We start from the raw sequence: 12311 nt of genomic DNA on the forward strand, positions 1-12311 counted from the left end.
GAAGGTCACGAAGACCAGGTCATGGTTCAGGCGTTCAGCCACGACGTGATCATCCCGCGTGACCCGCAATCCGGTCAGCCAACCGGTCAGCGCGTTCACAAGCCAGTTGTGATCACCAAGGTCTACGACAAGGCTTCGCCTCTGCTGCAAGCCGCTCTGACTTCCGGCGAGCGCATGAGCGAAATCGTTATCCAGTGGTTCCGTACTTCGGCTCAAGGTACTCAAGAGCACTACTACACCACCAAACTGGAAGACGCGATCATCGTCGCCATCAACAACAAAATGCACAACTGCCAGGATCCAGGCAACTCGCACTTCACCCACCTGGAAGAAGTGCAGTTCACCTACCGCAAAATCACCTGGACCCACGAAGTATCCGGTACTTCGGGTTCCGATGACTGGCGTGCTCCAGTCGTTTAATTACGGCTGATCGTTACAAGCATCGGCCAGCTCTGCTGGTCGATGTTGTTTACGCCCCTCCAGAATTTCGCGTACGTTGACCCGCTTTTGCGGCCGTCGACGAGCGCCGCTGTACAGCACGAGGAACAAGGGATGTTCGCGCCGGCCAATGAAACCCACTTTGCCCTGACCATCGAAGGGCTCTCCGCCGATTTTCAGGTGTTTACCCTCACCGGCCGGGAAGCCATCAGCCAGCCCTTTGTCTTTGAGGTGGAACTGGTCAGTGAAAAACCGTCGCTGGACCTCGAGACCCTGCTGCACAAACCGGCCTTCCTGCAACTGTCGCCCGACGGCAGCGGCATCCACGGCCAGATCTACCGCGCCGCGCAAGGTGACTCGGGCAAGCGCCTGACCCGTTATTCGGTGACCCTGCGCCCGCAACTGGCGTACCTGGCGCACCGGATCAACCAGCGCATCTTCCAGAACCTCACCGTGCCGAAAATCATCGGCATGGTCCTCGAAGAACACGGCATCCAGAGCAACGCCTACGCCTTCCAGACCCACTCGATTTACCCCGAGCGCATTTATTGCGTGCAATACGACGAGTCGGATCTGCACTTCATCCAGCGCCTGTGCGAAGAAGAAGGTATCCATTACCACTTCCAGCACAGCGCCACGGCGCACAAACTGATCTTCGGCGATGACCAGACGGTGTTCCCGAAACTCCAACCCGTGGCCTATCAGCAAGACTCCGGCATGGTCGCCAGCAACCCGGTGATCAAGCGTTTCGACCTGCGCCTGGAAACCCGCACCAGCCGCACCACACGCCGCGATTACGACTTCGAAAAACCACGCCTGACGCTGGAAAGCGAAAACCGTGGCGATGCCCTGCCCGACCTCGAAGACTACGACTATCCGGGCCGTTTCGTTGATCGCGAGCGCGGCAAACACCTGGCCAAACGCGCCCTCGAACGCCACCGCAGCGACTTCCAGCTCGCCGAAGGCAAAAGCGATCAGCCGTTGCTGGTCAGCGGCCATTTTCTGGCCCTGACCGAGCACCCAAAAGCCAAGTGGAACGACCTGTGGCTGCTGACCGAAGTGCTGCACGAAGGCAAACAGCCGCAAGTGTTGGAAGAGTCGGTAACCAGCGACACCACCGCACTCAAAGACGATTTCCACCAGGGCTACCGCAACCGCTTCCAGGCCACCCCGTGGGACGTGCCCAACCGCCCGCCCCTGCGCCACCCGAAACCGCGCATCCTCGGCAGCCAAAGCGCCGTGGTCACCGGCCCCAAAGGCGAAGAAATCCACTGCGACCAATACGGCCGCGTCAAGGTCCAGTTCCACTGGGACCGCGAAGGCCAGGCCGACGACAAGACCAGTTGCTGGCTACGCGTCTCCAGCGCCTGGGCCGGCGCCCAATACGGCGGCATCGCCATCCCGCGCATCGGCATGGAAGTCCTCGTCACCTTCCTCGAAGGCGACCCCGACCAACCACTGGTCAGCGGCTGCCTGTACCACAAGGAAAACACCGTCCCCTACGCCCTGCCGGCGAACAAGACCCGCAGCACCTTCAAAACCCTGAGTTCCATGGGCGGCGGTGGCTACAACGAACTGCGCATCGAAGACAAAAAAGGCCAGGAACAGATCTACCTGCATGCCCAGCGGGATTGGGACGAGAACGTTGAGCACGACCAGAAGATTCGGGTTGGCAACGAGCGCCACGACACGGTTGAGCAGAACAGCTACACCGAGTTCAAGGCCGAAGAACACCACACCGTTTATGAAGATCGCAAGGTTGAGGCGCAGGCCAATGATCACCTGACGGTTGGGGTGAATCAGCACATCAAGATTGGCACTGGGCAGTTCATTGATGCGGGGCAGGAAATCCATCTTGATAGCGGCATCAAGGTCGTGCTGGAAGCGGGAGCTGAGCTGACGCTGATCGGAGGGGGCAGCTTTATCAAGATCGACGCCGCTGGCGTTACCATGAGCGGCCCGGTGATCAACATCAACTCCGGCGGCAGCCCCGGAAGCGGTACTGGCGCTGCTGCGGTACTTCCTGTACCGCCCAAGCCGGCCGATACCGCACCGGTCGGGCAAACGCTGGGCAACGCACCGGTCAACACGGCCGCACCAAGAAAAACCAGCGAGAAAGGCAAAGAGGCGCTCATCGTAGACGTGTGGGGAGACCCGGATTTGGGCAGTCAATTGCAATTGTTGGGGCCAGAGGACAAGGCATGAGTGAGTTCAAGGACAAGTCCATCACTGAAGGGACGCGCAAGAAAACTGACTACGAGAACGATCAAAGATCGCGACTGGCGCTTAACGTAGAACGTACCGATGGCGGCAAGTTACAGATTCCGATCATGGTCGACGCCAAGACCACTGAAGAAGAAGAAAAGTACCAACACAACACATTACTTGCCGTCACTCCGCTCGCGCGGCTGCCGGGCCATGACAAACTCAACGACACGCTGCAGGGCGCTCTACCCCGTCCCGGCCGTATCTATGTGTTCCTGAAAAACAAGCTGTGGCGCGAACTGGAAACCGACGGTAAAGGTCAACTGTTCGAAGTCGACGTGGCCCACTGGCGCAAGGTTGCCGAGAAAAAAGGCGATGCAGACAAACGCGAACCGGTGTGCATCAAACAATATCTGATTCTGGTCCCTATGTTTCTACAGGGTCGGTTCGTTGGCGACCAACTCAGCATGGCCTATAGCGAATTGCCGTGGACCTGGGAATACATCGAGTGGCTTGAAAAGGACTCGGGACGGATCAAGGCTCGCAGTCAAAACATGGCGCCGGCCTGGGCCGCGACTGCGGGTGAAACACAGATTTGGAAGGCTTCGTTGATTTATCCGGCGACACCTTTAAAGGGCCTAGTCAAAGGTTTGCGGGCGCGCGACTTCAACATCGAAAGCGCCCTGGAAGATCCTGCGGATTTCACCCCGGAGTTTGCTGCATTCAAAACAGATGCGTTGATTCTGAAACTGCAACAACGCAAGCAGGAACTGGCGCTAAAACTCAAGCGCCCACCGCCGACAGCACTTCCCAATGTAGAAGCCGGGGCAGACGTGTTGGCCCAGAACAAATTGCGTGACTATCCGCATTTGGTGGGCATGATTCTCGATGACCCATTGTTCGCCTTGCGTCACACAACCTCTCAAATTCGTGATTGCGTTGATTACCTGCAGACCCTGAATGCGCTGGTTCCTCACGAACCTCACGGGCGCTATGCACAGGTGCTTTACAGCACACTCGCCGGTCCACTCGCCAAACTCAGCGACGAGGTCGACCTGCCTAAACTTCAGAAAGCCGTCTTCGAAAAAGCTCGTGAGAAGAGTCGTGAAAAACTGGCGAAACTGTTATCAACCCTTGTAGACCTGCTGGACAAAAAACTGCATCCGGTGCTGCTCGACTGGAGCTACAGTCGGAACGAAGCACTGTTGGAACCTTACAGCCTGCTGACCGAAGCACTCGATGCGCTAAACCAGGTACCCAGCCGCAGTGACGCCATGTACACCGGCAAAGGCTATCCGGAACTGACCGGCCCTATCAATCGTCTTGTAGAAGGTCTACTCCAGGGGCAGCACCCACTGGGCGCCCTGATGCTGGCAAAAACCGCCGATCAGCTACCCGACCTTGTTAAACGTCTGAAAACCCTACGTGACAGCGGTCAAGCGCCAAAGCCGGAGGCAATGGGTTTGAGTACGTTGATGCTGACGGCATCGCTGACGGGTGAAGTGGATCAACCCAGCGCCGGAAAAGGCTTCGCGTATTTTCTCGCCGATTTGCTCGACAACTTCGGTGCCAGTGTCGTGGCCCAGATCGGTCGTCTGTCTCAGGATGCGTCGAAAATCCAGCTTGATCGATTGTTCTCCCCCACATTCGTGACGCTGGCTGCGCTCTCGCCAAAAATGGCCGAGATCAAGTTAATGCCTCAGGGCCAGGCTCTGGCTCAGAACTACGTGGTTGTCGGGGTCGAAGGTGCAGGACTGCGCGGCGGACTCACCGACGTTGAACGGCAGGCCCTGACCCGTAAAAGCTACCGTTATGCCACGCTGCATGACCAATCCGGCACAACCGTGGGCAGTACCAGCCCACGCGGCTCGGGCGCAAGACGCCCCACGTTGCGCGATGTCACGGTCATTGCTATCCCTAAAGGGAATTCAGACTTGGCCAACTACAGTACATTCCGGGTTCGTTTCGGGGCCGTGACCGAGACGATGGAGAAGAATAAGGCTGTACCGACGTTGATGGTGGCGTTTGCGGCTTATAATCTGTGGGCTCAGGTTAAAGCGCTGGGGGATCTCGATGCCGGCGGTGAAACTTTACGAGGTCGCGCGGGCATTATAAGCGCTTTACTTGATTTGGCCGCCGCACTCGGCAGTCATAGCAAACTACTTTTTGGTTCAGCCATTGAAAAGCAGTTACTTGCTCCTCGCATAAAGGTAGAAAAAATCTCTATTCGCTGGGCAAAAAAACTTGAACTACAAACCGGTAGTCCGAAACTACCGTTACTCCGTACCTTAGGAGGCGTTGCGACTCTAGGAGGAGCAATACTGAGTGGCTGGGATAGCTACCGATCTCTGAAACAAGGAGATACTGATGCCGCTGCCGCCTATGGTGTGGCCGCAGTCGGAAGTGGACTATGGGCAGCTTATGGTGTTGGAATAATTCTTAATCCCTATGCTTTGGTAGTCGGCATGGCTCTGACTATAGGTGGTACTATCGCAGCCAATCTATTGACCGACAGCGACATGGAAATTGTAGTGAAGAAAGGTCCATTTGGTCTCCAGTTTGCAGAAGCAGGAGTGTTGGATCAGGCCCTAGGCAAAGGCCAACGCTTCAATCACTTGAAAGACCCGCAGATCGCCTACCAGCAATTGCTCGGCATTATCGGAAAACCGCAAATATTCGTACAGAGGTTGGCCGACTGGCGAAAAAAAGCGCCTGCGGCGCATATCAAGGCATTGCAACAAGCTGATAGCGATCGTGCGCCACTGACAGATTCTGGGCAGCAATGTGTCATGCCCGGAAAACAGACTCTAGTCGATCAGGATTGGGCCATCGTTCTCAGTTCTCCACTGCTGTCGATGTTCGAGAATGACCAGCAATTTCAGTTGATCGCCCAAGAGTTCCAAAGCAGCCTGCGTATAAACGTCGCCTTCGATATCAAACGTTATGACCGGATCCCTGTTGCGGCCCCCAAGCTAGCGGCGCTTTCACTGGATGCCACTAGCGTGCTCTATGTTCTTCCCGCCAGCCTACCCGTTGCTCAACTCAGCCCTCTGGATCGCTACAGTGTGCGCGTAACTCAGGGTCTGAAAGTGAGTGCTCAATTTGAACTAAGTGCCGACCAAGCAAGCGAACGGTTGGTGTTGCCTCAACCAAGCCCTAAAAGCTGGTCAGCCTTCACCTCGGCCAATCGTCGTTTGCCACCAGATAACCTGCTACCGGATGCCGCTCCGCCCTATTGGCAAATAGAAATCACTGAGTTCTCTGTATGACAGCACAAATGGACACCTTGTACGCTGCCAGTGCCTACCGCAGCAACAGCGATACTCCTCTGCCCCCCCCAAAATGGCCGGAAGATGTCAATCGTTCAAGCACCTTTGATACCCACCTTGCCTTTGGTTATTACGCCAACCTAGAGCCGGCAATGGAGGTTACAAACCAGTTGCAAGGTGAAGAGCAAACGATTTACCAGCGCCAGCAGGAAAAAGGGGATAAGGAGGAGGTGTATTGCGACGAAAGCCGCTGGCGCTTTCAGAACGCAACCAAAATTCCATATTTATTGTTCATATTGAAGATAGTGTGTATTTCTTTTATATGGGCTGTCTGGGGAATAGGAATTTTACTCGAATTTATCCCAGATACAGGGCGTAAAGACTTTAATACTTTTCTGACACTGCTAGGTTGCGTAGCAACAGTGGCTTTCATGATTGTGTCAATGGCGTTATTTTTGAATGGCAATAAGTTGGCACATAAGATCCAGATCATTGGATTTTTCATTTGTGCCGGCATTGTCTTATGGAAGCAAGGGTCACTTTTTGGCAGTGACAGCATGCAGGTTTCCCTATGGTTAGGGGCGTTCCTCTACCTCATGGCTAGTGTCGGATCCGACGGTTTACTCTGGTTTCACAGCAAAATCAGCACCCACGACGGAAGCGAGTTCAATCGCCTCGACGGAATGCTTCGCTTCAAGCGACGTTTCCGCCGACTCTTTGTTGCACCTTTTGAAGAGTTTGACCCGGTACTGCAACTGCTACCCAGCGGTTATGGTTCCCATGACTATGCCCTGTGGCTTCATCACCGCTACACCGACAACAAGATTTGTCTGGCAACCAAAGTCCACGCCCTGGGCCTCGACCAGCCGAATGCGCTGGCCTTCTGGGATTGCCTGCAACGTTACATGGACGTCACACAACCGCTGCCGGACCTGCCGGTGCTTGAGCAAAGTCGTCACCTGGACCCGGTAACCGCCGCCTACGACGTCAAAACCGGCCGTAACCCACGACGCTGGCGCGACCAGTCGGAAAAGGGCTGGCTGGCAACAGGCCTCAAGCAGTTGACCCAACAGTTGCAGCAATATCCTTGGCAAAAACAGCCTTGCATCATCAAGGCTCGCATTGATCCGTCTCTAAGCATCGAAGCCTACTATCGTGCTCAGGAAGCCAAAGGCATCCAGGCCACGCCGAAGGCCGATGATTTTGATGACATTCATAGAGCGTAATAGAGCGGGCAGGACGGAATTATATTCAGAGTAACCGGGAAAGGGACGGGCCACGTTTATAAACATGGACTGCCCCTGAGATCGCTAAGGCATCAATACAAAATCGTCGAACACCCAAGCAACATTACCTTTCGCGACAAGCTCCAACCTCACAATATTCAACCCTGAGAATTCGATAGTTCTGTATGGTCTGTCGAGCCTGTCTTGCCCGAGATAACCGCCAGCACCATAAAAATGAACTTCACCATAGGAAGTCTGTGGCTGGTTTCCATAAAACCGAAAGCTCACCTTTTGGCATGGGCGAACGAACGTAATCTCTGCCTTTTCTTGCGCCACAACATACCAGTGGAGCTGTTTTCCAGGTTCACCACTGCCTATTTGAGCGCTTGTAAACACGTCCGGCCTCGTTGGAAAAACCGCCGTACTTAGAAGTTTGAATGTGAGGACCGGCGTCACAAGAACTTCACCTGCCCGGATGATCATCCGCGAAAGCTCATCTTCAAAATCCTCCACCAACAATGTCTTGACCGTGTAGTTTCTCGGCGGAAACTTCACAGCCATGCTCTCGTCTGCCTCGCCACAAAAATTCACGCTTATGTCGATCGACAATTGGCTCCTTTCACGCAGTGTAAAAAACCAATCCAACGGTACCGGTCGACTCAGGCCTGACGATGCGGCATTGATTACTTTTTCTTCGAAAACCGTATCTTTGCCATCACTGTCGATCCCGCTGTAGCGGATCAAGACCCATTGGTTTAAAACCTGTTGGGGCCACTCGCTAACATTCAAAGGCGTCAGTGCGTCAAGCTGCGTGACGTCCAGATCAGTGCTATTCACACCTCCAACAGTCGGTGTTGGCAGATCGGGATGATAGTGCGCAATTGACCCGATGTTGGCGGCAAGGATCGTCGATTTCTGGATCGGCTTGCCATCGCGAAGGTGCTCGAAACCAAGTTTTACCGGTTTACCGAGATTGGCGGCGATAAACGCTTTTGCCAGCAGAAAACTGGCACGACTGTTGGCATTCAGCGGCTTAGACTCGAAGGTTGGCGATCCAGCCCCAGGGGCACCCTCGACAACCAGTCGCACTGTGTCGCCGTTGCGATAACCCAACACTTCAACCCGACCCGTGGCGCCTTGCAGGTTGACGGAGTCCAGGGGGTCGAGCACTCGGTTGACGGACTTGAGTAACTGGGGTGGTCGCAGCGTTGGCAACCCCTCGCCTTTTACTTGCGCAGTGGTCACCCTCGAATCGCCGACAGAGCCTCCCTCTCTGATCAGCGTGTAAATCACCGATACGTCGCTATTGGCGATAACTTTTTCGTTGGCGACCTCAATGATGCAAGGTTGCTTCTGCCCGAACTCGTCTTGCGTGACAGTTCCCGTCACCTTTGCAACCACATCCGGCTTGCCTGCAACTTTGGCCGTGTACGTGGCATAGATGTCATCCCCAGCGAGGAAGCGCGGATCGCTGGTGAGTACGATAACCAGCAAAGGATTGGCACCGAGTTTCTCAAGGTCGATGTAAGGCAAATCGTCGGGGTCATTGAGGATTTCGCGCAGCAACGCCTTCGGCAATCGTTTGCCGTCCAAATCAACATCGATGATTTGCACGGCAGAGAAGAGTGAATCCGGGTCAGGATTGTTTCCGAGCTGATCGGTGACCGTATAAGAGATTTTGAATTTCGGATGATCCTTGGCCTTCTCCAAGTCTGCACGGGTGACGTTAAAACAGACTTTGACCGGCTCGTTGGAACCCGGATCCGGCGCCTCCTGCTCGGTGACCTTGTGGTAGACGTCATGGCCGCTGAGGTTCAACCGAATGCGATCATGCGCCCGACAAAACGGGTAAGACACGCACACCTGTGCACCCGCGGCAGGAAAATCCGCACCCACACCGTTGAGCAACGCATCAGACAGTATCAATTCAAGCTCGGAATGCTCACCGTCGCCCGGGCTGGTGTCTTGATTGCCGGGACGAATCTTGTTGTACAACAACTCCAAAGGTGGCTCGGAGGTTCCCATGTTGTTACTGCTGCGTCTCACTGTACAGGTGAGACGGTTGACTACATCGGCGAGCAGCATTTTCTTTGGAATGTACAGTGTCACTTCATCGTCCACGGCTTGCGTTTGCACACTGTCAATGCCGGGTTGACCGTTCAAATTCAAATACACCGTATCGCCCGAATCCTGATCCAGATATGGGCCGAACACGACTTTGACGCCTTTCGGCGCCAAATCATAAATGCGCAGCGGGACTCCAAGATGCGCGCCTGTGACCGGTCTAGTTGCTTCGGGCAGATCAGGCGGATCCAGCGTCAGCACCGTGTTGTCCGCCCCCATGACACCCGAAATCTGCATGTCATTTTGCGGGAGCCACGTTGGGGCAACGACTTGAGGGCTATCTGATTGTCCGGCTGGGGGATTGGCCATTTGATTCTCCTTCTCGCAGTTTGAATGCCAAATACGCGTGCTGGAGAGTGGGCGCCGATAAAGCAATACTGACAACTGTCAGAAATTACAGGTGGACGGTCATTCCTGACGGACGGAAACAGTCCCTTTGTTGAGTCCTCTGGAGATCAGCTCATCGATTAAATAGATATACACTCAAACTCATCTATAAAAACCGCCCACCGGGTACCCTTCCCATGATGACCTTGCGTCAGATCCGTCACTTCATCGCCGTGGCCGAAACCGGCTCGATCTCCGCCGCCGCGCAAACGGCGTTCATTTCCCAATCGACCCTGACCCTGGCGATCCAGCAACTGGAAGAGGAAATCGGCGTTAGCCTGTTCAGCCGACACGCCAAGGGCATGACGCTGACACATCAGGGTCATCAATTCCTACGCCAGGCTCACCTGATTCTGGCGACTGTGGACAATGCCAAACGCAGCCTCCAGCAAAGCACCGATCAGGTCGCCGGGCAGTTGATCGTCGGTGTGACCAGTCTGGTCGCCGGTTATTACCTGGCGGATTTGTTAACCCGATTCCAGCGTGCCTATCCCAACGTTGAAATAAGAGTGATGGAGGACGAACGCCCCTACATTGAGCACTTGCTGGTCAGCGGCGAGATCGATGTCGGGGTGTTGATACTCTCCAACCTCGAAGACCGTCATGCCTTGCAGACTGAGGTGCTGACCCATTCGCCCCACCGTTTGTGGCTGCCAGCGCAGCATCCGCTTTTGGAACACGACAGCATCAATCTCGCCGACGTCGCTCGCGAGCCGTTGATTCAACTGAACGTCGACGAAATGGATAGCAACGCTCAACGTCTATGGCAGGGCGCCGGACTGCAACCGAAGATCACTCTGAGAACCGCATCGACCGAGGCCGTGCGAAGTCTGGTCGCAGCGGGCCTGGGCGTGTCGATCCAGCCGGACATGACCTATCGCCCGTGGTCGCTGGAGGGCGACATCATCGAAGCCCGCCCCATCGCCGACCTCAACCAGACCCTCGACGTCGGCCTGGCCTGGCGCCGTGGCACTGCGCGCCCAGCATTGGTCGACCCATTCCTGACCGTCGCTCGCGAACAACCCCACGGCGGGCGCAAGCCATCTATTTAATCGAATGCCACCTTCAGTATTTAGAATTTGTCGACCCCGGAGCCGCGCACTAGTCTTGCTGCATCTATAAGACGGTCGGCTCCCGGTGACACAGGGAGCAACAATGACCACACAAGAAAAGAGATCGCGGAAAATGGCTGGCGCGCAGACCCCGATGTGTACCGCGTTGTTGATCGACGGCCAACTGGTCGCCGGGGAAGGTTTTGTCGAGCCGATCCTCAACCCGGCCACCGGTGAAATTCTCACGCACATTGCCGAGGCCAGCACCGAGCAGGTCGAAGCGGCGATCCTCGCCGCCCACCAGGCCTTTGCCCAATGGTCGCGCACGACGCCGCAGCAACGTTCCAACCTGTTGCTCGACATCGCCAACGCCGTCGAAAAACACGCCGATCACCTCGCCCGCCTCGAATCGCTGAACTGCGGCAAGCCATTGCACCTGGCGCGTCAGGACGATTTGACCGCGACCGTCGATGTGTTCCGTTTCTTCGCCGGCGCCGTGCGTTGCCAGACCGGCCAGCTCAGCGGTGAATACCTCCCCGGCTACACCAGCATGGTGCGTCGCGATCCGATTGGCGTGGTGGCGTCGATTGCGCCGTGGAACTACCCGATCATGATGGCCGCGTGGAAAATCGCCCCGGCCCTCGCTGCCGGCAACACGCTGGTGTTCAAGCCGTCCGAACACACGCCGCTGTCGATCCTCGCACTGGCGCCTGCGCTCGCCGAAATCCTCCCGCGTGGGGTGATCAACATCATCTGCGGCGGTGGCGAAGGCGTCGGCAGCCATTTGGTCAGTCACCCGAAAATCCGCATGGTATCGCTGACCGGCGATATCGTCACCGGCCAGAAAATCCTCCAGGCCGCCGCGAAAACCCTGAAACGCACTCACCTCGAACTTGGCGGCAAAGCCCCGGTAATCGTGTGCAACGACGCTGATCTGAAAGCTGTCGTCGAGGGCGTGCGCACCTACGGTTATTACAACGCCGGGCAGGACTGCACTGCCGCCTGCCGGATCTACTCGCAGGCCGGCATTCACGACAAATTGGTCGCCGAACTCGGTGCCGCCGTCAGCAGCCTGCGCTTCGCTGGCAAACGCGATGCCGACAACGAGATCGGCCCGTTGATCAGCACCCGCCAGCGTGACCGCGTCGCCAGTTTCGTCGAGCGCGCCCTTGGCCAGCCGCACATCGAACGCGTGACCGGTGCGGCCGTGCATTCCGGCGCCGGTTTCTACTATCAACCGACGCTGCTGGCCGGCTGCAAACAGAGCGATGAGATCGTCCAGCGCGAAGTGTTCGGCCCGGTCGTCACCGTGACCCGTTTCGACGAACTCTCGCAGGCCGTCGATTGGGCCAACGACTCCGAATACGGCCTCGCCTCGTCGGTGTGGACACAGAATCTGGACAAGGCGATGCAGGTTGCCGCCCGCCTGCAATACGGCTGCACCTGGATCAACAGCCATTTCATGCTCGTCAGCGAAATGCCCCACGGCGGGCTGAAACGTTCAGGTTATGGCAAAGACTTATCCAGTGATTCGCTTCAGGACTACAGCGTGGTGCGGCACATCATGGCCCGCCACGGCCAGCATCTCTGACTACGCTAATAACAAGCCA

Annotated in this window: 7 protein-coding genes; 6 read left to right on the forward strand and 1 reads right to left on the reverse strand. The window is 56.2% G+C overall.

Annotated features, from left to right (window positions below):
- The 4 genes from K5E40_RS04710 to K5E40_RS04725 all read left to right on the forward strand — a co-directional run.
- A partial coding sequence (locus tag K5E40_RS04710; RefSeq protein ID WP_221729862.1) for an Hcp family type VI secretion system effector occupies nucleotides 1-420 on the forward strand: 420 nt, incomplete at its 5' end.
- 132 nt (nucleotides 421-552) lie between these two features.
- Complete coding sequence (locus tag K5E40_RS04715) at nucleotides 553-2643, forward strand: type VI secretion system tip protein VgrG (protein ID WP_221729863.1); 2091 nt, start codon at nucleotides 553-555, stop codon at nucleotides 2641-2643.
- Nucleotides 2640-5912: a hypothetical protein gene (locus tag K5E40_RS04720; protein ID WP_221729864.1), complete on the forward strand. Its 3273-nt coding sequence runs from the start codon at nucleotides 2640-2642 to the stop codon at nucleotides 5910-5912. Before K5E40_RS04715 ends, K5E40_RS04720 begins: the two co-directional genes overlap by 4 nt.
- A 596-nt stretch (nucleotides 5913-6508) precedes the next feature.
- A complete protein-coding gene (locus K5E40_RS04725) occupies nucleotides 6509-7138 on the forward strand; it encodes a hypothetical protein (protein WP_221730078.1) in 630 nt (209 codons plus the stop codon).
- Between the two features lie 84 nt (nucleotides 7139-7222).
- Here the strand turns inward: K5E40_RS04725 and K5E40_RS04730 are convergent, their stop codons facing one another.
- Complete coding sequence (locus K5E40_RS04730; RefSeq protein ID WP_221729865.1) at nucleotides 7223-9571, reverse strand: hypothetical protein; 2349 nt, start codon at nucleotides 9569-9571, stop codon at nucleotides 7223-7225.
- 215 nt (nucleotides 9572-9786) lie between these two features.
- Here K5E40_RS04730 and K5E40_RS04735 point away from each other — a divergent pair, with 215 nt between their 5' ends.
- Together K5E40_RS04735 and K5E40_RS04740 are read left to right on the forward strand one after the other, a co-directional pair.
- On the forward strand, nucleotides 9787-10701 hold the full coding sequence (locus K5E40_RS04735; RefSeq protein WP_221729866.1) for a LysR family transcriptional regulator: 915 nt from the start codon (nucleotides 9787-9789) through the stop codon (nucleotides 10699-10701).
- 133 nt (nucleotides 10702-10834) lie between these two features.
- Nucleotides 10835-12292: a gamma-aminobutyraldehyde dehydrogenase gene (locus K5E40_RS04740; RefSeq protein WP_221730079.1), complete on the forward strand. Its 1458-nt coding sequence runs from the start codon at nucleotides 10835-10837 to the stop codon at nucleotides 12290-12292.
- Nucleotides 12293-12311 lie beyond the last annotated feature (19 nt).

Source organism: Pseudomonas baetica (assembly GCF_019733355.1).
In the GTDB taxonomy this organism is placed as follows: Bacteria; Pseudomonadota; Gammaproteobacteria; order Pseudomonadales; family Pseudomonadaceae; genus Aquipseudomonas; species Aquipseudomonas baetica_A.